We start from the raw sequence: 19,799 nt of genomic DNA on the forward strand, positions 1-19,799 counted from the left end.
GCAAGCGTCAAGCTGCAAGCTGCAAGAGATAGACGCGCGTGCGCGCTTGCAGCTTATGGCTTGCAGCTTGCCGCTCTTTTGACGAAGGAAAAAGCATGCTGATTATCCCCGCTATCGATCTCAAGGACGGTGCCTGCGTACGTCTGCGCCAGGGCCGCATGGAAGATTCCACGGTGTTCTCCGATGACCCGGTGAGCATGGCTGCCAAATGGGTGGAGGGCGGTTGCCGTCGTCTGCATCTGGTCGACCTCAACGGCGCGTTCGAAGGCCAGCCGGTCAACGGCGAAGTGGTCACCGCGATCGCCAAGCGCTACCCGAGCCTGCCGATTCAGATCGGTGGCGGCATCCGTTCGCTGGAAACCATCGAGCATTACGTCAAGGCGGGCGTCAGCTACGTGATCATCGGCACCAAAGCGGTCAAGGATCCGGCGTTCGTCGCTGAGGCCTGCCGCGCATTCCCGGGCAAGATCATCGTCGGTCTGGATGCCAAAGACGGTTTCGTCGCCACCGATGGCTGGGCTGAAATCAGCACCGTACAGGTGATCGATCTGGCCAAGCAGTTCGAAGCCGACGGCGTGTCGTCGATCGTTTATACCGACATCGCCAAAGACGGCATGATGCAGGGCTGCAACGTGCCGTTCACCGCTGCTCTGGCCGCTGCGACGAAGATTCCGGTGATCGCTTCCGGCGGCATCCACAATCTGGGTGACATCAAGTCGCTGCTCGACGCCAAGGCACCGGGCATCATCGGCGCGATCACGGGCCGCGCGATCTATGAGGGCACTTTGGATGTTGCAGATGCTCAAGCTTTTTGTGATGGCTACGCGGCCAGCTCCAAGTTGTAAGCTGCAAGCTGCAAGTTAGAAACTCGACCGCGATCGGCTCTTTCCTGCAGCTAGTAGCTTGAAGCTTGCAACTCTTAATCGGAGATTAAGCCTTATGGCGTTAGCCAAGCGCATCATCCCTTGCCTGGACGTGGACAACGGCCGGGTGGTCAAGGGCGTGAAGTTCGAGAACATCCGCGACGCCGGTGACCCGGTGGAAATCGCCCGTCGTTACGACGAGCAGGGTGCCGACGAAATTACCTTTCTCGACATCACCGCTAGCGTCGATGGCCGCGATACCACGCTGCATACCGTCGAGCGCATGGCCAGTCAGGTGTTCATCCCGCTGACCGTCGGCGGTGGCGTGCGCACCGTGCAGGACATCCGCAACCTGCTCAATGCCGGCGCGGACAAGGTGTCGATCAATACCGCTGCCGTGTTCAATCCGGAGTTTGTCGGTGAAGCCGCGCAGCATTTCGGTTCGCAGTGCATCGTCGTCGCCATCGACGCCAAGAAGGTTTCCGGCCCCGGCGAAACGCCGCGCTGGGAAATCTTCACCCACGGCGGGCGCAAGCCGACCGGCCTCGATGCAGTCGAGTGGGCGAAGAAAATGGAAGGCCTCGGTGCCGGCGAAATCCTCCTGACCAGCATGGATCAGGACGGTATGAAAAGCGGCTTCGACCTCGGCGTGACCCGCGCCATCAGTGATGCGCTGGGCATTCCGGTGATCGCTTCCGGTGGCGTGGGCAATCTTCAGCATCTGGCCGATGGCATTCTCGAAGGCCATGCCAGCGCTGTGCTGGCGGCGAGTATTTTTCACTTCGGCGAATACACCGTGCAGGAAGCCAAGGCCTACATGTCGCATCGCGGCATCGTCATGCGCTAAAGCGTACAGGCCAGTGGACAGCATGGCGCGCCCAAGGCACTCTTGGGCACGCCATGGATTCCGGTAGCCAGACATGATCAAACGCCTGCTTGTTGTTCTCGCCAGCGCCTCATTGTTGTTGATCAGCAATGCTCGCGCCGAAAACGGTCCCGACACCGATCTGGTGCTGCTCACCGAAAACTTCCCGCCGTACAACATGGCGAAGAACGGCAAGAATTTCGCCCAGGGCGACAACATCAACGGTATTGCCACCGACATCGTCCGCGAGATGTTCCAGCGCGCCGGCCTCACGTACAGCCTGACCCTGCGTTTCCCTTGGGAGCGAGTCTACAAACTCGCCCTGGAAAATCCCGGTTACGGCGCCTTCGTCATGGCGCGCCTGCCCGATCGCGAAAGACTGTTCAAATGGGTCGGCCCGATCGGCCCGGACGACTGGATCCTGCTGGCCAAGGCGGACAGCAAGATCACCCTCGAAACCCTCAATGACGCGCGCAAGTACAAGATCGGTGCCTACAAGGGAGATGCGATTGCCGAGACACTGACCAAGCAGGGGCTCAAGCCGGTGGTGGTGCTGCGCGATCAGGACAACGCAAAAAAACTGCTCAATGGCCAGATCGATCTGTGGGCCACCGGTGATCCTGCCGGCCGTTATCTGGCGCGGCAGGATGGCGTGACCGGCCTGAAGACCGTGCTGCGCTTCAACAGCGCCGAGTTGTACCTGGCGCTGAACAAGGACGTTTCCGATGACGTGGTCAACAAGCTTCAGACCGCGCTGGATCAGTTGCGCAAAGAAGGCGTGGTCGATGAAATCATGGCGCGCTATCTGTAGCGGTTGACTCGTCTGGCTCTGGCAGCGGGGCGCTGATGTCGTCATTGGTCAGAGACGCAAGCACAGTCTGATCTTCGACCGCCTCCGCCTCCGACGCGACGATGATTTCAGGCTCGCTTGGCGTGTACTGGCTGATGTGCAGGCTATTGCCATCGGTGTAGCTGAAGCCCTCCGTCACTGTGGTGCTGTCTGCGCGCACCAGGCGGTAGTCGCTCTGCACCAGATAGGCCGCCACGGAACGATTTTTGTCCACCACCGCAACCACTTCAATTGCCGCCGCATTGAGCCAGTCATTCGAATGCAGTTCGCATTGGGTGAAATCATGGCCCAGCCGTGCGGAAAACATCAGCGCGCTGTGCTGTCCGGCTTGCCATTGGGCGCCGAATTCGACGGAAGTCGTTTGGGTGAAAGTCCGCAAACCGGCATTGCGCTGAGCGCGAGGCGCAGTCCACCTGAATATCTGGCTGTCGTTGCCACTGTTGTGTGCGTGACCGACGAGCACATACCGATCCTTGCGCTCCAACAGGTAGAAGGGCGAGTGGCGCCACTGCTCGGTGACGGTGTAACGCGGATCCCTGACCGTGAACCAAGGGAGTATGGCCGTGTGAGTAGCATCGTCCGTAGGATCGACAGATGTCGGCGTTTCCCCGCACAGCACAGGTGGCGATGGGCGTGTGTACAGCTCCAGGCCAATCCGCAGACGCAAACAGTAGACAGGGAAGCTGGCCGGTCTGGAGTAGTCACTCAAGCTGAAAAAACTGCCTGATGCCAAGTAGACCTCACCAGATAAAGCTGCGGGAGGAACGGCACTCCAGCTACTCACGCGCTGCCGGGCTTTGCTGCCTTTGTCGTCCCAGATCAGCTCGCTGGAATTGGACGCGATCACCAGATCTGCGCGAACGCAGCGCACCGCGTTAAGCGACGGCTTTTCATGATCATTCGAGCACACCGATCCCAGCGCCACGTAGCCTGCGGGAGGCAGCGGTCGCCAGATCGACAGATCTCTTTTCGAGCCTGAGCCGGAATCTTTCCAGACCAGCTCGTAATCATCGGGACGCCGCAGTGCTCTGCCTTTCGTGGGATCAGTGCTGGCAATGTCCGCTTCGCAAGCCACCGCCACCACGCGTTCGCCATTGATATTGCCCAAGCCCCTGGTGACGACATCGCCCAAGGGGAAATAACCGGGCAGCGCGTCGGGAGCGGGGGTCGGGCGCCAGAACGACGCCGGTTTGGCCGAAAGACCGTCGGTATCCCAGATGCGCAGAAACTCTGTTGTGAAATTGATCAACAGGTTATCGATTCGGATCGGTTCAGTTCGCCCTATGGGCGGGATGATCGGGGCATTGTTCGTCATGGGCACTCCTGATAGTTGAAAGCGGCTCGAGGGAGCCGCGACCTGTAGCAGGTCTCACTATCCGGAACGGGGTGGGGTGCGTGGTGGTAACTATGTATTGCACCGTGACCAGTTGTTACCGGTAAATGCCGTCCTTGCCATGCCCAGCCATCGCGCGATTACTGCGCACGCTGATCATCTGCCTGATATCGATCCAGTCGATGCCTTGCGCCTTCAGCCTGGGCAGCTCGCGCTCGAGCACCGCCAGGGTCTGCGGGTACGGATGGCCGATCATCACCGCTGAACCCTGTTTGTGCGCCAGGGCGATCGCGGTCTGCAACTGAGTGGCAATGGCTGCTTCGGTGCGTTCGTCATCGAGAAACACATCTCGGGAAACGCTGGCCAGGTCGATTTTCTGCGCCTGCTGCGCAGCGACCGTTTGAGCACTGGTGCGGCTGTCGACGAAGAACTTGTGCCGACGCTGCAACTCAGCCATCAACCACGCCATCGCCGCCGGCTGCGCGGTCATGCGGCTACCCATGTGATTGTTGATGCCGGCGGTGAACGGGACTTTCTCGAACGCGGCATTCAGGCGTTTCTGCAGCTCTTCGATTGGCAGTTCGGGGTGCCAGGCGTAAGGTCCGGTGGCCGGGTCCATGGGCATGTGCAGGATGACGATCTTGCCGGCGCGATGGGCTTCGCGGGCAAATTCGCTGGCGTGCGGGGTGTCGGGCATGATCGCTGCCGTGACCGGGCCAGGCAGGGCGAGCACGCGACGATCCCGGGGCAGGTTCTGCCCCAGGTCGTCGATGATCAATGTCAGGTAGGCTTTGTGCGGCGTGGAGCTGGCGGGCTCTGCTTGGGCAAAACCCGCCAGACAGCACAACAGAACGCAAAGGGAACGCAGCAACATCCTCAGCGGCCGGAAGTGATGCTCAGGCCTTTGAGCAGGCTCAGGGCCTGGGCCAACTGGTAATCGTCATCCTGTGGCATCGCTTTGGCCTTGCCGCCGGAACCACTCGGTTTGTCGGCGCCGCCGTTGCCGTTGCCCAAGTGACCTTGCAGATCGGCTTCCTTGAAGTATTCGCTGTCGGCTTCGTTGGTGATCTTGGCGCGGCGCACTTCGATGTCCGGCACGATGCCCTGAGCCTGGATCGAGCGGCCGTTCGGCGTGAAGTACAGGGCGGTGGTGATCTTCAGCGCGCGGTCGTTGTTCAGCGGCAGCACGGTCTGCACCGAGCCCTTGCCGAAACTGGTGGTGCCCATGACCACGGCGCGTTTCTGGTCCTGCAGAGCGCCGGCGACGATCTCCGAAGCCGAGGCACTGCCACCGTTGATCAGCACGACCATCGGCACTGCTTCGCTTTCGTCCTTGCCGGTAGCGGAGAAGCGCAACTCGGAATTGGCAATACGGCCCTTGGTGTAGACGATCAGACCTTTGGTGATGAAATGGTCGACCACTTCTACCGCCGATTGCAGCACGCCGCCCGGGTTGTTGCGCAGGTCGAGAATGATGCCGTTGAGCTTCTTGCCGTTGTCCTTGCGCAACTTGGCCAGAGCCTTGGAGACTTCTTCGCCGGTCTTGACCTGGAACTGGGTGATGCGGATATAGCCGTAGCCCGATTCCAGCAGTTGCGCCTTGACGCTTTTGACCTGAATCACTGCACGGGCCAGGGTCACGTCGAACGGCGTGCCGCCATCGCGAACCAGGGTCAGGGTGATTTTCTGGCCGATCTTGCCGCGCATCTTGTCGACGGCTTCGGTCATGGTCTGGCCGCGGGTTGGCTGACCGTTGATCTTGACGATGAAGTCACCGGCCTGAATGCCGGCCTTCGACGCTGGCGTGTCATCGATCGGCGAGACGACTTTGATGAAGCCGTCTTCGGCGCCGACTTCGATACCCAGGCCACCGAACTCACCGCTGGTGCTTTCCTGCAGCTCGGTGAAATCTTCCGGGCCGAGGTAGGCCGAATGCGGATCGAGGTTGCTGAGCATGCCCTTGATCGCGTTTTCCAGCAGGGTCTTGTCGTCCACAGGTTCAACGTACGCGGCTTTGATCCGGTCCATGACCTCAGCGAAGGTGCGCAGCTCTTCCAGCGGCAACGGCGCCTTGGCGGTCGCGGCAGTGCCTGCCGGAGCGACGGTCGGGGCCGGTTGTGCGGCGAACGCCAGAGGCGCGCCGATCACCACAGCGATCGTCAGGGCCAGCGAGGTAAGGCGGGACAAATGCAGCATGTCGAACGAACTCCTGAATTAGATGGTGCGCTTATCCTTGCGCACGACACCATTGCGCCGGATCACTCGGGTGACCCTGCTGACGAATTGCGAAATACAGCGCTGGCGTGTCCTGACCGCCACTGTTACCGACAGTGGAAATCGACTCGCCCGCCTTGACCACATCACCCGCCGACTTGAGCAGCGTCTGGTTGTGGCCGTAAAGACTCAGAAAACCATTGCCGTGATCAAGAATCACCAGCAAACCGGCACCGCGCAGCCAGTCGGCGAACACCACGCGCCCACCGTGTACGGCGTGCACCTGGCTGCCGGCGGAGGCGCTGATCATCACGCCATCCCACTTGGTGCGGGCGTCGTCGCCACGGCTTTCACCGAAGCGTGCGAGTAATCGACCATCAACCGGCCACGGAAGTTTTCCCCGGGTTGCAGCAAATGGCCCGCCAAACGTTTCGCCGCTGCTCGATACCAGCGCGCCGGGGCTTGATCTGGCGGGTTTTCGTGGGGCGTCGCTGCTGTCAGCCTGCGCCTCACGCAAACGCTTTTTTTCCGCTTCCTGCTGGGCGATCAGCGCTTTCTGCCGCGCTTCTTCTGCCTCACGAGCCTGTCGGGCCAGGGTTTCTTCGATGGTTTTAAGGACTTTAGACAGGTCTGCCTGATCCTGCTCGCGGGCGGCGAGTTTCTGGTCGCGGGCTTTCACGTCGTCATTGAGTCTGGCGAGAACCTGCTGGCGTTCCTTGCGGACCTTCTCGAGTGCTTCGCGCTGAGTGTCGAGGTCGCTTTTCTGTACCAGCAACTGCGCCTGCTGCAGACCGATGTCTTTTTCGACATTGGCCAGTTGGCGCAGGGTTTCGTTGAAGTTCTTCAACTGCTCCAGGCGTGCCTGGCTCAGGTAGTCGTAATAGGTGAGGGTACGGGCGAATTTCTCGGGATTCTGCTGGTTGAGCAGCAGCTTGAGGTATTCCTGGCGGCCGTTCTGGTAGGCCGCTCGGGCCTGAATGGCGATCAGTCGCTGCTGTTCAGTGCGCGCGCTCTGGAGTTTTTTTTTCTCTGCATCGAGCCGCTGTAGCTCGGATTCGCTCTTCTGCAGTTCTTTCTGCAGGGCGTCGACCTGCTTCTGCAGCTTGCCCATCTCGGTTTCAGTGCCCTTGAGCTCTTTCTGCACGCCGGACTTTTCTTCCTGCAGCTTGCCCAGAAGCTTTTTCAGCTCGGCGATATCCTGACGCGTGGCCTCCAACTGCTGTTGGGTTTGCGCGCGCTCGTCGGCAAAGGCCGGCTGGAGCAGACAGGTCAGAGCAAGGGCGATCAGGACGCGAAGCATAGGGGCGGGCGGCACCAGGGTAAGGGACGGCCTAGTATGCCCGCCCGAGGCTGCAAAAAAAACGCCCAATTGGGGCTGTGTGATAACTGGCCTGAAAAACACCCCAAAACCAATGTGGGAGCGAGCCTGCTCGCGAAAGCAGTGTGTCAGGCGACATCGCTGTCGACTGATCCACCGTATTCGCGGGCAGGCTCGCTCCCACAAGGTTAGGTGTGGTTTACACCAGGATGGAGGTACCGGTCATCTCCGCCGGTTTTTCCAGACCCAACAGCATCAGCATGGTCGGTGCCACGTCCGCCAGCACGCCGCCTTCGCGCACTTTCAGGTCGCGCTTGCCGACGTAGATGAACGGCACCGGCTCGGTGGTGTGCGCGGTGTGCGCCTGGCCGGTGGATTCGTCAGCCATTTGCTCGACGTTGCCGTGGTCAGCCGTGATCAGTGCTTCGCCGCCGACTTTTTCCAGCGCTTCAACGATGCGACCGACGCAGGTGTCGAGGCACTCGACCGCTTTCACCGCCGCATCGAACACACCGCTGTGGCCGACCATGTCGCCGTTGGCGTAGTTGACCACGATCACGTCGTAGCGCTGGTTTTCAATAGCGTCGACGATGCGGTCGGTGACTTCCGGGGCGCTCATTTCCGGCTGCAAGTCATAAGTAGCGACTTTCGGCGACGGGATCAGGATGCGCTCTTCGCCCGGGAACGGTTCTTCGCGACCGCCGGAAAAGAAGAAGGTCACGTGGGCGTATTTTTCGGTTTCAGCGATGCGCAGTTGAGTCTTGCCGTTTTTCGCCAGGTAATCACCGAGAACGTTTTCCAGGCTGCCGGCGGCGAAGGCCGACGGTGCCGGAATGCTTGCGGCGTACTGGGTCAGCATGACGAAACCGGCCAGTTGCGGCTGGCGGGCGCGCTCGAATTCCTTGAAATCGTCTTCGACGAACACCCGGGTCAGCTCGCGGGCGCGGTCGGCACGGAAGTTCATGAACACCACGGCGTCGCCGTCTTCGACCTTCACCGGCTCACCGATGGAGGTGGCTTTGACAAACTCGTCGCTTTCGCCACGGGCATAGGCGGCTTCGAGGCCCTCCTGAGCGGTGGCGGCGTTGAATTCGCCGTTGCCGTCGACGATCAGGTTGTAGGCCTGGGCGACGCGATCCCAGCGGTTGTCACGGTCCATGGCGAAATAACGGCCGATGATGCTGGCGATCCGGCCTTTGCCCAAGGCCTGGAAAGTCGCGTCGAGCAGTTCGATCGACGAAGCAGCGCTTTTCGGCGGCGTGTCGCGGCCATCGAGGAAGGCGTGCAGATAGATTTTTTCGGCGCCGCGCTTGAAGGCCAGTTCAGCCATGGCGATCAGGTGATCCTGGTGGCTGTGCACGCCGCCATCGGACAGCAGGCCCATAAAGTGCACGGCTTTGCCGGCGGCCACGGCTTTATCCACAGCGGCGCAGATGGTCGGGTTTTCGAAGAATTCGCCGTCGCGGATCGCTTTGGTCACACGGGTGAAGTCCTGATACACCACGCGCCCGGCGCCGAGGTTCATGTGGCCGACTTCGGAGTTGCCCATCTGGCCGTCCGGCAGGCCGACGTCCATGCCGCTGCCCGAAATCAAGCCGTTCGGCACGGTAGCCCACAGACGATCCAGCACAGGTTTCTTCGCCGCGAACACGGCATTGGATTCGGGGCTGTCGCTGTGACCGAAGCCGTCGAGAATCATCAGGACCAAAGGTTTGGGCGTAGTCGTCATGGAATCCACTCGTGGCTGATAAAGAAGAGGGCGATGGAAAACGGAGTTGGAGTTTAAAGCGAAGTTCCGACCGCGTCACCGCCGGACGGGGTTTGGCCGACCATAGTGGCTGTGTATACTGGCCGACATTTTAACGCCCTGGAACCTCCTTCGATGGTTGCTCACCTGATTGAATTTGCCACTAACCACTACATTCTTGTCGGTATCTTCGTCGTACTGCTGGCTCTGTTGCTGGCGCACACGATGCAGGGCGGCGGCAAGAGCCTGAGCACCGGCGAGCTGACCGCACTGGTCAATAAAGATGCAGGCGTGGTGGTGGACATCCGTCCGGCCAAGGATTATGCCGCAGGCCACATCGTCGGCGCTGTGAACATCCCGCAAGACAAACTGGCTGCCCGCGTCGGCGAGCTGGAAAAGCACAAGGCCAAGACCATCATTCTGGTCGATGCCCTCGGTCAGACCGCCGGCACCCACGCCCGCGAACTTATGAAGTCCGGCTTCACCGCCGCCAAGCTGTCCGGCGGGATTTCCAGCTGGAAGGGCGACAACCTGCCGTTGGTGAAATGACATGAGCGAAGTCATCGTCTACTCCAGCGATTACTGCCCCTACTGCTCGCGCGCCAAGCATCTGCTCGCCAGCAAAGGCGTGGCCTTCGAAGAGATCAAGGTCGATGGCAAGCCGCAGTTGCGCGCCGAAATGACCAAGAAGGCCGGGCGTACGTCCGTGCCGCAGATCTGGATCGGCAGCAAACACATCGGCGGTTGTGATGATTTATATGCCCTGGAGCGCGCCGGCAAACTCGACGCGCTGCTCAAGGGCTGAACGGCTGCACCCACGTACAGCACTCCCTAAAAGACCCAAGATCGATAAGGATCTGAGATGACTGACCAACAGAACACTGCAGCCAGCGAAGAAGAAACCGCACCGCAATTCTCCTTGCAGCGCATCTATGTACGCGACCTGTCCTTCGAAGCCCCGAAAAGCCCGGCGATCTTCCGCCAGCAGTGGGATCCGGCGGTCGGTCTGGATCTGAACACCCGTCAGAAAGCGCTGGAAGGCGATTTCTACGAAGTGGTGCTGACTCTTTCCGTTACCGTGAAAAACGGTGAAGAAGTGGCCTTCATCGCTGAAGTGCAACAGGCCGGTATCTTCCTGATCAAGAATCTGGACGCGGCTTCGATGAGCCACACCTTGGGTGCGTTCTGCCCGAACATCCTGTTCCCGTACGCTCGCGAAACCCTGGACAGCCTGGTCACCCGTGGCTCGTTCCCGGCGCTGATGCTGGCCCCGGTGAACTTCGACGCCCTGTACGCGCAAGAGCTGCAGCGCATGCAGGAAAGCGGCGAGACCCCGACCGTTCAGTAAGACGGTTCAGCAAGACCCCATGTGGGAGCGAGCCTGCTCGCGAAAGCGGTCTGTCAGACACATCAATGTTGACTGACACTCCGTAATCGCGAGCAGGCTCGCTCCCACATTTGCTTGCGGCGTTACTTGAAGTCGTTCTGCCGCCACGCTTCGTACACGGCGACCGCCACGGTGTTGGACAGATTCAGGCTGCGGCAGCCTTCGCGCATCGGCAGGCGCAGGCGCTGTTCGCCAGGCAGGGCGTCGAGCACGTCCGCTGGCAGGCCACGGCTTTCCGGGCCAAACAGAAACGCGTCGCCTGGCAAGAATGCGGCATCATGAAACGGTCGTGAACCTTTGGTAGTGAAGGCGAATACGCGCGGGTTGCCCAGACTCTCAAGACAACTGGCCAGATCAGCATGACGCTGCAGCGTGGCATATTCGTGGTAATCGAGACCGGCGCGGCGCAAGCGCTTGTCGTCCATCTCGAAACCCAGCGGTTCGATCAAATGCAGGTGGCAGCCACTGTTGGCGCACAGCCTGATAACGTTGCCGGTGTTCGGCGGAATTTCTGGTTGAAAAAGGATGACGTGAAACATGCACGGCTCCGAAGGTAAAGATGAGCGGCATTCTACGCCGCCTGTGGACAACCGTTCGAAACTATTCCCTCGAGTCATCGGTTCGCTGGCCATCGTCGGAATGATGATCGGCCTGATGATCGGTCGCCTGACCACGCCGGAGCCGAGCGTGCTGGAGCGGGTCGAGGTTACCGACGGCGGTTTGGTGGTGTGGTTCAACAATGAGCCGAAACTGCACGGCGAGATCATCGACGGCACCATCGCATTGCTGTTTCAGGCGCAAGGTCGGCCGCAAAAGGGCCAGCTCAAGCTCGACGGCAGGGATGTGAACTGGCGCACGCGCAAGAGTGACGGCGGATTGTTGCTGACGGTGCTGGCGGCGCGGCCGTTGGGCGGTGACTGGATCGGCAGCGAGGTCGATGACCGCTGGCGGCTGGAAGTTCGGTTACGAGAGCAATGAGCTGAAACTCATCGTTACCTCTGACGTTTTTTAACGGCATTTCCCACCGCTGCCGTTGACCTTTCCGGCCCCCAGCCACCGCCAGCGCGCTATCGTCCGCTTTCACGTTCAAAGGGCAGGATGATAGTTTCGAAGGGCCCTGGAGTACGATGCTGAACGGTGTCCGGACGCTGAGTCGCACGCCTGGATTTCATGTTGAGCGGCCGCTTTTACAGCGTCGAGTCTGGCGGGTTCTGGAAAATTTCAGTCAGGCGGATGCGGTGGAGCGAGCGTGGCTGAGCACAATCGTCGAATTTGAACCAAGTCCTGGGAACATGCTGGATTGGCTGGTAGCGGAAATTCGAAAATATGACGGGGGGGCGGCGGAACTCGCCGTTACATCACCGGCTCAAGCGCCCCCGGCTTGAGTAATTCGTTGGGGCGCAGTGGCGGTGTAAAAGCGGGAATCCCTGACCTGCCTGTATCAGGGTTCCCAAAAGCCTGGACTTCGCGTTCGGCGTCAGTCCGGTGTAAAGAGGGAACCCCCGGCCTGCCTGTACCAAGGATCCCAAAAGGGTGGGCTCATCCGTTGCGGTCTGAGCCCGATGTAAAGAGGGGAATCCCCGGCCTGCCTGTACCAAGGTCCCCGAAACGGGTGGTGAAACGAATCACCTGAGATAGTTATTGCAGGGGGCGTGCCAGTTTTTAATGTGCTGAAACAAAAAACGCTTCGAAAACGCGAAAGCCCCGGAATTCGGGGCTTTCAGTTATTCGAAGCGGGATTTTTCAGCACGTTGAAACAGGGCGATGGGATTCGGGGTCTGCGCGATCCCGGGTCATCGTGCATTGATGCGGTGCATGCTGGCCCAAAAAGCTTCGACGAATGGGTTCAACGCAGAACGGCAGACCTAACCCTCTTCCCCCTCATCATCATCCCCACCATCAACCTTCATCCCCAACTCCTTGATCTTGCGCGTCAGGGTATTACGCCCCCAGCCGAGCAAAACGGCGGCATCACGACGGCGCCCGGCGGTGTGCTTCAACGCCGTCTCGATCATGATTCGCTCGAACGCAGGCACCGCGCTGTCGAGCAGGCTCGACTGGCCACGGGCCAAGGCCTGATCGGCCCACTGGCGCAGGGCCTGTTCCCAGTTGGTTACCGGCGCCGAATCCTGCGGCAGGTTGAGCAGCTCTGGCGGCAAATCGCTGATGTGCACTTCACGGCCGGAGGCCATCACGGTGATCCAGCGGCAGGTGTTTTCCAGCTGACGCACGTTGCCCGGCCACGGCAGGTTTTTCAGGTATTCCTCGGTTTCGCTTTTCAGCAGTTTGGGCTCGACCGCCAGTTCCTGTGCGGCGCGGCTGAGGAAGTGCCGGGCCAGGGTCGGGATGTCTTCGCGACGATCCGACAGGCGTGGAATGTGGATGCGGATCACGTTGAGACGGTGGAACAAGTCCTCGCGGAATTTACCGGCGTGGACCAGTGTTTCGAGATTCTGGTGGGTGGCGGCGATGATGCGCACATCCACTTTGACCGGCACATGACCGCCGACGCGATAGAACTCGCCATCGGCCAGCACGCGCAACAGACGCGTCTGGGTGTCCGCCGGCATGTCGCCGATTTCATCGAGAAACAAGGTTCCGCCGTCGGCCTGTTCGAAGCGCCCGCGTCGCAGGTTTGCGGCGCCGGTGAATGCGCCTTTCTCGTGGCCGAACAGTTCCGATTCCATCAGGTCCTTGGGAATCGCCGCCATGTTCAGCGCAATGAACGGCGAAGCCGCGCGTGGGCTGTGGCGGTGCAGGGCGTGGGCGACCAGTTCTTTACCGGTACCGGATTCGCCGTTGATCAGCACGGTGATGTTGGAGTGGCTCAGGCGCCCGATGGCACGAAACACTTCCTGCATCGCCGGCGCTTCGCCGATGATTTCCGGGGTGCGGGTCAAGGCTGGCACAACTTCCAGGCCTTGCTGTTCCTGCGCATGTTGATTGGCGCGTTTGACCAGCGAAACGGCTTCGTCGACATCGAACGGTTTGGGCAGGTACTCGAAAGCACCGCCCTGATACGAGGCGACAGCGCTGTCCAGATCGGAGTGGGCGGTCATGATGATGACCGGCAGCCGTGGATGCTGTTCGCGAATCCGCGCCAGCAGATCCAGGCCACTGGCGCCCGGCATGCGGATATCGGAAATGATCACGTCCGGCTGCTGCCGGGCCAGACGACTCATCACGCCATCGGCGCTGTCGAAGCTCTGGGTGGTCATGCCTTCCTGCTGCAAGGCCTTTTCCAGGACCCAACGGATAGAACGGTCGTCATCGACGATCCACACGGTTTCACTACGGCTCATGTCGATGTGGCTCCTTGTTCCAGTGGCAGGAAGATCGAGAAGGTGGTGTGGCCTGGATGGCTCTCACACTCGATCAGGCCCTGGTGCTGACTGATGATGTTCTGGGTAATGGCCAGGCCCAGCCCGGTACCGTCGGGGCGGCCGCTGACCATCGGAAAGAAAATGGTTTCCTGCAGTTCCGCCGGGATGCCCGGGCCGTTGTCGATGATCTCGATTTTGGTCACCAGACGATGGCGGATGTGGCCGATGGTGAACTGGCGCATGGCGCGGGTGCGCAGGCTGATACGGCCCAGACGCAGCTCGTTCTGGCTGCTGATCGCCTGCATCGCGTTACGCACGATGTTCAGCACCGCCTGAATCATTTGTTCGCGGTCGATCAATACGTCGGGAATGCTCGGATCGTAATCGCGCACCAGAGTGATGCAGCCCTGGCTTTCGGCTTCGACCAGATGGCAGACGCGTTCAAGCACTTCGTGGACGTTGCACATGGCCAACGACGGCAGTTTGTTCGAGCCGAGCATGCGATCAACCAGATTGCGCAGGCGGTCAGCCTCTTCGATGATCACATTGGTGTAATCGCGCAGGCTTTCTTCCGGCAGCTCGCGGGCCAGCAACTGCGCGGCACCACGGATGCCGCCGAGGGGATTCTTGATTTCGTGGGCGAGGCCGCGCACCAGCATCTTGCTGGTTTCCTGCTTGGACAGCTGCGCCTCTTCCTTGGTGATCCGCAGCAGGCGGTCACGCGGGTGGACTTCGAGCAGTAGCAAGGTCGCGCCGTTGCTCAGAATCGGTGTGACCGCGTAATCCACAGTCAGGGTCTGGCCGGTGAGGGCGGTGAGCATTGCTTCGCGTTTGGTGAACGGGTGCGCCTGCTCAACCGCCTGGCGCAAAGAATTGAGCGCCTCGGGAGACTCGGTAAACAGCTCACTGATGAACTGGCCGTGGCTGCGCTGACCGCTGACAGCCAACAGCATCTCCGCCGCCGGGTTCATGTACTCCAGGCGCAGTTCGGCGTCGAGCAGGATGGTCGCCGTGGTCAGGTTGTCGAGCAGCAAACGGTGAATAGCGTCGCTTATGGTCATCTGGACCCCTTTTGGAGCAAGGCGTGCGCGAGAACAAAGCGCTGATGTCGAGAAAATGCAAAAACCAAACCAAGGCTCCGAAAAGAAGCGTTTAAACCCTGAAACAGGCGTTTGACGCGCGTTTGTATGGCACGAAGCCAGCTCAAACGGGAAGTTTCGAACCAAAATGGGTTGGGTTGTGGGCGGGTTGCAGTTTAGTGCACCAATAGAGTGCGAGCGGCTGCCGGGCGTTAAAAGAAGCGCAGAAAGGGATTTTTCGGCTCTGCGGGTTTGTCCTTGAGCGGGCATTCCGCACGCACGCCATAATCTTCGGCGACACAGGGTTTGACCTGACGCTTCTGCGCCAGGGAAATGCGCAGCATGTGGAACGGCTGGTTGGCAGTACGTTCCACGGTGCGCCCGGCGGCGTCGAGGATTTCGATGGAAAGGCTGTGGCTGCCGCGATCAATATTACTCAGGGCAAATACCGGACTGACGCCGGGCTCGCCCGTGGCCTCGCCATCCAGCAACAGGCGATAACGATGGCCGCTTTGCAGGCCAGGCTCGCTGGTAACGCTGACGATCAGCTCGCCGGCGCTGCTGCGCAAAGTGGCATCGGGCTCCGGGATCAGAATGCGCAGCATGTCGTAATGAAAGGGTGGTGGTTCGACGGATTTTTTCGCTGTGGTGATCGGCGCTGCGGTGTTGGCAGGGACAGCCATACGATTGCTGGTCGCGATCGGCACTCGCTTGGCATTGGCGCGTGGTTGGTCGGTGTAGACGCGGTTGCCCTGCGCGTCGATATAAGTGAAGACCTCAGCCGCGGCGGGCAGCGCCATCAGCGCCAGAATGAGTGCCAGCCCCGCGCGGATCATGGCGTGTGCACGCGTTGCACAGTGAAAACGGCGGGCTGGCTCTGCTGGATGACGGTCTGGCCGTCGATCACTTGCACGGCCAGGCGATGCTCACCGCGATCGGCGTTGATCAATTGCAGAACCGGCACGTTACTCGGTTGGCCATAGGGCTGATCGTCGAGCAGTAGCCTTAATTGATGCGGTGGTTGCAGGCGCGGTTTGATCAGAACATTGACCGTGAACGTGCCGTTGTTGGCGCGCAGGGCTTCGTCAGTGGGCAGACCGGCTAGCTCGAGGATGTCGTAAACGTTGCGCGGTGGTTGGGGTTGTTCTGCAGTGGGTGCTTGCGGCGCACTCGGTGCTTGCGGCTCGACCCGGTTGAGTGGTGGCAACTCGACCGGTTGCGCCTGCACGCCGTCCGGCGGCTGATTGCTGTACGCGGTGTTGCCGTTGGCGTCGGTGTACTTGTAGATCTGCGCGGCGGCGGGCAGGGCGATCAGCAGCAGAATGGAGAGAAACGTGCGACCCATGAAATCGACCGGGGTTGGAAGCGATGGGTAGCAGCATAGGACAGGTGGGGCGGTTGGCCCAACTGGCGAAGCATCCAGAGATTATTCAAACACCACAAATCCCCGGTGGGAGCGAGCCTGCTCGCGAAGGCGTCGTATCAGCCAACATCACCTTCAATGACCTACCGCCTTCGCGAACAGGCTCGCTCCCACATGAGAAATGCATTGCGTCGGGCAATAAAAAAGGCCTTCCGAAGAAGGCCTCTTTCTGGCGCGCCACTTGCGCAGCGCTATCGGATCAGCAGCTGTAGTACAGCTCATATTCCAGTGGGTGTACGAAGGTGCGAACCTTGATTTCTTCTTCCGATTTCAGCGCGATGTAAGCGTCGATGAAGTCGTCGGAGAACACGCCGCCCTTGGTCAGGAAGGCGCGGCCCTTATCCAGCTCTTCCAGGGCTTCTTTCAGGCTGCCGCAAACCTGTGGGATCTCTTTCGCCTCTTCAGGCGGCAGGTCGTACAGGTTCTTGTCAGCGGCGTCGCCTGGGTGGATCTTGTTCTGGATACCGTCCAGACCGGCCATCAGCAGCGCTGCGAAAGCCAGGTACGGGTTGGCAGCCGGATCCGGGAAGCGTGCTTCGATACGGCGGGCTTTCGGGCTCGACACGTATGGAATACGGATCGAAGCGGAACGGTTGCGCGCCGAGTAGGCCAGCATTACCGGAGCTTCGAAGCCTGGCACCAGACGCTTGTAGGAGTTGGTCGCCGGGTTGGTGAAGCCGTTCAGGGCCTTACCGTGTTTGATGATGCCGCCGATGAAATACAGAGCGGTATCGGACAGGCCGGCATAGCCTTCACCTGCGAAGGTGTTCTTGCCGTCTTTCCAGATCGACATGTGCACGTGCATGCCCGAACCGTTGTCGCCGTACAGTGGCTTCGGCATGAAGGTCGCGGTGCGGCCGTAAGCGTCGGCAACGTTGTGCACAACGTACTTCAGGGTCTGAACTTCGTCAGCTTTCTTCACCAGGGTGTTGAACTTGACGCCGATTTCGTTCTGGCCGGCAGTTGCCACTTCGTGGTGGTGAACTTCAACCGACTGACCCATTTCTTCCAGTGCGTTGCACATGGCGGTACGGATTTCGTGGTCGTGGTCGAACGGTGGAACCGGGAAGTAGCCGCCTTTCACGCCTGGACGGTGACCCTTGTTGCCGCCTTCGATGTCCTGGTCGGACATCCACGAACCTTGCTCGGAGTAGATCTTGAACATCGAGCCGGAGATGTCCGACTTGAATTTCACCGAGTCAAAGATGAAGAACTCAGGCTCTGGGCCTGCGAATACGGTGTCACCGATACCGGTAGCTTTCAGGTGCTCTTCGGCGCGCTTGGCGATCGCACGTGGGTCGCGATCGTAGCCTTGCATGCTCGAAGGCTCGATGATGTCGCAGACCAGAATCAGAGTTGGGTCTTCGGTGAACGGATCGAGTACGGCAGTTTCGTCGACCGGCATCAGGATCATGTCGGAGGCTTCGATGCCTTTCCAGCCGGAGATGGAGGAACCGTCGAACATCTTGCCGACTTCGAAGAAGTCGTCATCCAGCGCATCGCGAGCCGGCATGGTCACGTGGTGCTGAGTGCCTTTGGTGTCCGTGAAGCGCAGATCAATCCACTTGACGTCATGATCTTTGATGAGTTGAACCGACTTCGACATAGTGTCCTCCGGGTGAATTAGGGCGGGTAGTGGATGCCCTTAATAATGGTGATGCCGGCGCGAATACTCTGCCAAGGCAACCTGCCTCACAAGGGAGCAAATTGCATGCCAGTGCCCCAGCATGGGTTTTTTGCCCCAAATTCACGCTTATTAAGGCGCGCGAGCCTATGAATCGACAAATCCCGCCCCTTAATGTTGCGTTTAAATTCAGAAATGACCTGTTTTGGTGCAAGCAAAACCTTCTGCACATTAACTGGTTAAACCTTGAGCAATTTCCGCTATAATCCGCGCCCCCCTTTTTCGGCTGGCCGTTCGCGCGCTGTTTTCATGAAACTAATCGTAAAAGTCTTCCCCGAGATCACCATCAAAAGCCGACCTGTCCGGACGAAATTCATCCGCCAGTTGGCCAAGAACATCCGCACCGTGCTCCGTGACCTGGACCCGGCCGTGGTGGTGAACGGCGTGTGGGACAATCTCGAGCTGGAAACCCGCGTTACCGACCCCAAAGCCTTGAAAGAGATGGGTGAGCGCCTGACCTGCATGCCGGGCATCGCGCATTTTCTGCAGATCGACGAGTACCCGCTGGGCGACTTCGACGACATCACCGAAAAGTGCAAACAGCACTACGGCGACGCGCTGGCCGGGAAGATTTTCTCGGTGCGCTGCAAGCGCGCGGGCAAGCATGCGTTCAGCTCGATGGACGTGGAAAAATACGTCGGCAGCAAGCTGCGTCGCGAGTGTGGTGCAGCCGGAATCGACCTTAAAGCGCCGGAAATCGAAGTCCGTATCGAAGTTCGCGACAAACGGTTGTTCGTGATTCACAGCCAGCACAACGGCATCGGCGGCTACCCGCTGGGTGCGCTGGAGCAGACGCTGGTATTGATGTCAGGCGGCTTCGATTCGACCGTGGCGGCTTACCAGATCATGCGTCGCGGCCTGATGGCGCACTTCTGCTTCTTCAATCTCGGCGGGCGTGCCCACGAATTGGGCGTGATGGAAGTCGCGCACTTCATCTGGAAGAAATACGGCAGCTCGCAACGCGTGCTATTTGTCAGTGTGCCGTTTGAGGAAGTGCTGGGCGAAATTCTCGGCAAAGTCGATAACAGTCATATGGGCGTGGTTTTGAAGCGTATGATGTTGCGCGCCTCGTCCGAGATCGCCGAACGCCTGCACATCGATGCACTGGTGACCGGTGAAGCGATCTCCCAGGTATCGAGCCAGACGCTGCCGAACCTGTCAGTGATCGACTGCGTGACCGACAAGCTGGTGCTGCGTCCGCTGATCGTCGCGCACAAGCAGGACATCATCGACACTGCCAACGAGATCGGCACCGCCGATTTCGCCCGGCACATGCCGGAATATTGCGGCGTGATTTCGGTCAATCCCAAGACCGCCGCCAAGCGTGGCCGGGTTGAGCACGAAGAGAAAGAATTCGACATGGCGGTGCTCGAGCGTGCGCTCGCCAACGCCAAACTGGTACCGATCGATCGGGTAATCGACGAATTGGGCCAGGATTTGCAGATTGAAGAAGTCAGCGAAGCGCTGGCCGGTCAGATCGTCATCGACATCCGCCACCCGGATGCCGCCGAGGATGACCCGCTGGAGCTCGCTGGCATAGAGGTACAGACGATGCCGTTCTATGCAGTGAACGCACGTTTCAAGGAACTGGACCCTACTCGCCAGTACCTGCTGTATTGCGACAAAGGCGTGATGAGTCGCCTGCATGCCCACCATTTGCTCAGTGAGGGGCATGCCAATGTGCGCGTTTATCGACCGAGCTAAGTGCCCGGG

The 19,799-nt window shown here is 59.9% G+C and carries 19 protein-coding genes; 8 read left to right on the top strand and 11 right to left on the bottom strand.

The window, feature by feature from the left end; genetic code table 11:
• The first annotated feature begins 95 nt into the window (after nucleotides 1-95).
• From hisA to AC4IHP_RS09830, 3 genes are all read left to right on the top strand, one after another.
• A complete protein-coding gene (hisA, locus tag AC4IHP_RS09820; protein ID WP_460123041.1) occupies nucleotides 96-845 on the top strand; it encodes a 1-(5-phosphoribosyl)-5-[(5-phosphoribosylamino)methylideneamino]imidazole-4-carboxamide isomerase in 750 nt (249 codons plus the stop codon).
• A 94-nt stretch (nucleotides 846-939) separates the two neighbouring features.
• Complete coding sequence (gene hisF, locus AC4IHP_RS09825) at nucleotides 940-1,710, top strand: imidazole glycerol phosphate synthase subunit HisF (RefSeq protein ID WP_460123044.1); 771 nt, start codon at nucleotides 940-942, stop codon at nucleotides 1,708-1,710.
• 73 nt (nucleotides 1,711-1,783) lie between these two features.
• A complete protein-coding gene (locus AC4IHP_RS09830) occupies nucleotides 1,784-2,539 on the top strand; it encodes a substrate-binding periplasmic protein (protein WP_460123048.1) in 756 nt (251 codons plus the stop codon).
• On the opposite strand, the gene AC4IHP_RS09835 is transcribed toward AC4IHP_RS09830, so the two are convergent.
• The 5 genes from AC4IHP_RS09835 to gpmI form a co-directional block, all read right to left on the bottom strand.
• A complete protein-coding gene (locus AC4IHP_RS09835; RefSeq protein ID WP_490831585.1) occupies nucleotides 2,520-3,893 on the bottom strand; it encodes a Vps62-related protein in 1,374 nt (457 codons plus the stop codon). The genes AC4IHP_RS09830 and AC4IHP_RS09835 overlap by 20 nt on opposite strands.
• A gap of 115 nt (nucleotides 3,894-4,008) precedes the next feature.
• The gene (locus tag AC4IHP_RS09840; protein WP_460123055.1) at nucleotides 4,009-4,785 is read right to left on the bottom strand and encodes a divergent polysaccharide deacetylase family protein; all 777 of its coding nucleotides are present in this window, start codon (nucleotides 4,783-4,785) and stop codon (nucleotides 4,009-4,011) included.
• Nucleotides 4,786-4,787: 2 nt separating this feature from the next.
• Nucleotides 4,788-6,107: a S41 family peptidase gene (locus AC4IHP_RS09845; protein WP_460123058.1), complete on the bottom strand. Its 1,320-nt coding sequence runs from the start codon at nucleotides 6,105-6,107 to the stop codon at nucleotides 4,788-4,790.
• A 31-nt stretch (nucleotides 6,108-6,138) separates the two neighbouring features.
• Nucleotides 6,139-7,425 (bottom strand): murein hydrolase activator EnvC family protein, encoded by a 1,287-nt coding sequence (locus tag AC4IHP_RS09850; RefSeq protein ID WP_490831586.1) that lies wholly within the window; start codon nucleotides 7,423-7,425, stop codon nucleotides 6,139-6,141.
• A 217-nt stretch (nucleotides 7,426-7,642) separates the two neighbouring features.
• On the bottom strand, nucleotides 7,643-9,172 hold the full coding sequence (gpmI, locus tag AC4IHP_RS09855; protein ID WP_460123061.1) for a 2,3-bisphosphoglycerate-independent phosphoglycerate mutase: 1,530 nt from the start codon (nucleotides 9,170-9,172) through the stop codon (nucleotides 7,643-7,645).
• A 153-nt stretch (nucleotides 9,173-9,325) separates the two neighbouring features.
• Here gpmI and AC4IHP_RS09860 point away from each other — a divergent pair, with 153 nt between their 5' ends.
• The 3 genes from AC4IHP_RS09860 to secB are packed head-to-tail and all read left to right on the top strand — an operon-like array spanning nucleotide 9,326 to nucleotide 10,538.
• Nucleotides 9,326-9,739 carry a rhodanese-like domain-containing protein gene (locus tag AC4IHP_RS09860; RefSeq protein WP_016772116.1) on the top strand — a complete coding sequence of 138 codons (414 nt, stop codon included), beginning with the start codon at nucleotides 9,326-9,328 and terminating at the stop codon, nucleotides 9,737-9,739.
• A gap of 1 nt (nucleotide 9,740) precedes the next feature.
• Nucleotides 9,741-9,995, top strand: coding sequence for a glutaredoxin 3 (gene grxC / locus AC4IHP_RS09865; RefSeq protein ID WP_130911997.1), 255 nt, complete (start codon nucleotides 9,741-9,743; stop codon nucleotides 9,993-9,995).
• Nucleotides 9,996-10,052: 57 nt separating this feature from the next.
• Nucleotides 10,053-10,538: a protein-export chaperone SecB gene (gene secB / locus AC4IHP_RS09870; protein ID WP_016772114.1), complete on the top strand. Its 486-nt coding sequence runs from the start codon at nucleotides 10,053-10,055 to the stop codon at nucleotides 10,536-10,538.
• A 122-nt stretch (nucleotides 10,539-10,660) separates the two neighbouring features.
• Here the strand turns inward: secB and AC4IHP_RS09875 are convergent, their stop codons facing one another.
• Nucleotides 10,661-11,116: a tRNA (cytidine(34)-2'-O)-methyltransferase gene (locus tag AC4IHP_RS09875; protein ID WP_460123065.1), complete on the bottom strand. Its 456-nt coding sequence runs from the start codon at nucleotides 11,114-11,116 to the stop codon at nucleotides 10,661-10,663.
• Here AC4IHP_RS09875 and AC4IHP_RS09880 point away from each other — a divergent pair.
• Nucleotides 11,115-11,555: a hypothetical protein gene (locus AC4IHP_RS09880; protein ID WP_490831587.1), complete on the top strand. Its 441-nt coding sequence runs from the start codon at nucleotides 11,115-11,117 to the stop codon at nucleotides 11,553-11,555. The genes AC4IHP_RS09875 and AC4IHP_RS09880 overlap by 2 nt on opposite strands.
• Before the next feature lie 887 nt (nucleotides 11,556-12,442).
• Here AC4IHP_RS09880 and ntrC read toward each other — a convergent pair.
• The 5 genes from ntrC to glnA all read right to left on the bottom strand — a co-directional run bounded on the left by ntrC (nucleotide 12,443) and on the right by glnA (nucleotide 18,008).
• Nucleotides 12,443-13,879: a nitrogen regulation protein NR(I) gene (gene ntrC, locus AC4IHP_RS09885; protein WP_016772108.1), complete on the bottom strand. Its 1,437-nt coding sequence runs from the start codon at nucleotides 13,877-13,879 to the stop codon at nucleotides 12,443-12,445.
• On the bottom strand, nucleotides 13,876-14,961 hold the full coding sequence (glnL, locus tag AC4IHP_RS09890; RefSeq protein WP_186552131.1) for a nitrogen regulation protein NR(II): 1,086 nt from the start codon (nucleotides 14,959-14,961) through the stop codon (nucleotides 13,876-13,878). Before glnL ends, ntrC begins: the two co-directional genes overlap by 4 nt.
• Before the next feature lie 230 nt (nucleotides 14,962-15,191).
• Nucleotides 15,192-15,815 (bottom strand): DUF4124 domain-containing protein, encoded by a 624-nt coding sequence (locus tag AC4IHP_RS09895; RefSeq protein WP_490831588.1) that lies wholly within the window; start codon nucleotides 15,813-15,815, stop codon nucleotides 15,192-15,194.
• A complete protein-coding gene (locus AC4IHP_RS09900) occupies nucleotides 15,812-16,324 on the bottom strand; it encodes a DUF4124 domain-containing protein (RefSeq protein ID WP_490831589.1) in 513 nt (170 codons plus the stop codon). Before AC4IHP_RS09900 ends, AC4IHP_RS09895 begins: the two co-directional genes overlap by 4 nt.
• Nucleotides 16,325-16,601: 277 nt before the next feature.
• A complete protein-coding gene (gene glnA / locus AC4IHP_RS09905) occupies nucleotides 16,602-18,008 on the bottom strand; it encodes a type I glutamate--ammonia ligase (RefSeq protein WP_016772104.1) in 1,407 nt (468 codons plus the stop codon).
• Nucleotides 18,009-18,335: 327 nt separating this feature from the next.
• Here glnA and thiI point away from each other — a divergent pair, with 327 nt between their 5' ends.
• A complete protein-coding gene (gene thiI, locus AC4IHP_RS09910) occupies nucleotides 18,336-19,790 on the top strand; it encodes a tRNA uracil 4-sulfurtransferase ThiI (RefSeq protein WP_042608651.1) in 1,455 nt (484 codons plus the stop codon).
• Nucleotides 19,791-19,799 lie beyond the last annotated feature (9 nt).

This window comes from Pseudomonas sp. UF-293 (assembly GCF_058245595.1).

Excerpts from the sequence above, each read along its gene's own strand:
- hisA (WP_460123041.1), top strand. The coding sequence starts at position 96 with ATGCTGATTATCCCCGCTATCGATCTCAAGGACGGTGCCTGCGTACGT.
- hisF (WP_460123044.1), top strand. The coding sequence starts at position 940 with ATGGCGTTAGCCAAGCGCATCATCCCTTGCCTGGACGTGGACAACGGC.
- AC4IHP_RS09830 (WP_460123048.1), top strand. The coding sequence starts at position 1,784 with ATGATCAAACGCCTGCTTGTTGTTCTCGCCAGCGCCTCATTGTTGTTG.
- AC4IHP_RS09835 (WP_490831585.1), bottom strand. The coding sequence starts at position 3,893 with ATGACGAACAATGCCCCGATCATCCCGCCCATAGGGCGAACTGAACCG.
- AC4IHP_RS09840 (WP_460123055.1), bottom strand. The coding sequence starts at position 4,785 with ATGTTGCTGCGTTCCCTTTGCGTTCTGTTGTGCTGTCTGGCGGGTTTT.
- AC4IHP_RS09845 (WP_460123058.1), bottom strand. The coding sequence starts at position 6,107 with ATGCTGCATTTGTCCCGCCTTACCTCGCTGGCCCTGACGATCGCTGTG.
- AC4IHP_RS09850 (WP_490831586.1), bottom strand. The coding sequence starts at position 7,425 with ATGCTTCGCGTCCTGATCGCCCTTGCTCTGACCTGTCTGCTCCAGCCG.
- gpmI (WP_460123061.1), bottom strand. The coding sequence starts at position 9,172 with ATGACGACTACGCCCAAACCTTTGGTCCTGATGATTCTCGACGGCTTC.
- AC4IHP_RS09860 (WP_016772116.1), top strand. The coding sequence starts at position 9,326 with ATGGTTGCTCACCTGATTGAATTTGCCACTAACCACTACATTCTTGTC.
- grxC (WP_130911997.1), top strand. The coding sequence starts at position 9,741 with ATGAGCGAAGTCATCGTCTACTCCAGCGATTACTGCCCCTACTGCTCG.
- secB (WP_016772114.1), top strand. The coding sequence starts at position 10,053 with ATGACTGACCAACAGAACACTGCAGCCAGCGAAGAAGAAACCGCACCG.
- AC4IHP_RS09880 (WP_490831587.1), top strand. The coding sequence starts at position 11,115 with ATGCACGGCTCCGAAGGTAAAGATGAGCGGCATTCTACGCCGCCTGTG.
- AC4IHP_RS09875 (WP_460123065.1), bottom strand. The coding sequence starts at position 11,116 with ATGTTTCACGTCATCCTTTTTCAACCAGAAATTCCGCCGAACACCGGC.
- ntrC (WP_016772108.1), bottom strand. The coding sequence starts at position 13,879 with ATGAGCCGTAGTGAAACCGTGTGGATCGTCGATGACGACCGTTCTATC.
- glnL (WP_186552131.1), bottom strand. The coding sequence starts at position 14,961 with ATGACCATAAGCGACGCTATTCACCGTTTGCTGCTCGACAACCTGACC.
- AC4IHP_RS09895 (WP_490831588.1), bottom strand. The coding sequence starts at position 15,815 with ATGATCCGCGCGGGGCTGGCACTCATTCTGGCGCTGATGGCGCTGCCC.
- AC4IHP_RS09900 (WP_490831589.1), bottom strand. The coding sequence starts at position 16,324 with ATGGGTCGCACGTTTCTCTCCATTCTGCTGCTGATCGCCCTGCCCGCC.
- glnA (WP_016772104.1), bottom strand. The coding sequence starts at position 18,008 with ATGTCGAAGTCGGTTCAACTCATCAAAGATCATGACGTCAAGTGGATT.
- thiI (WP_042608651.1), top strand. The coding sequence starts at position 18,336 with ATGAAACTAATCGTAAAAGTCTTCCCCGAGATCACCATCAAAAGCCGA.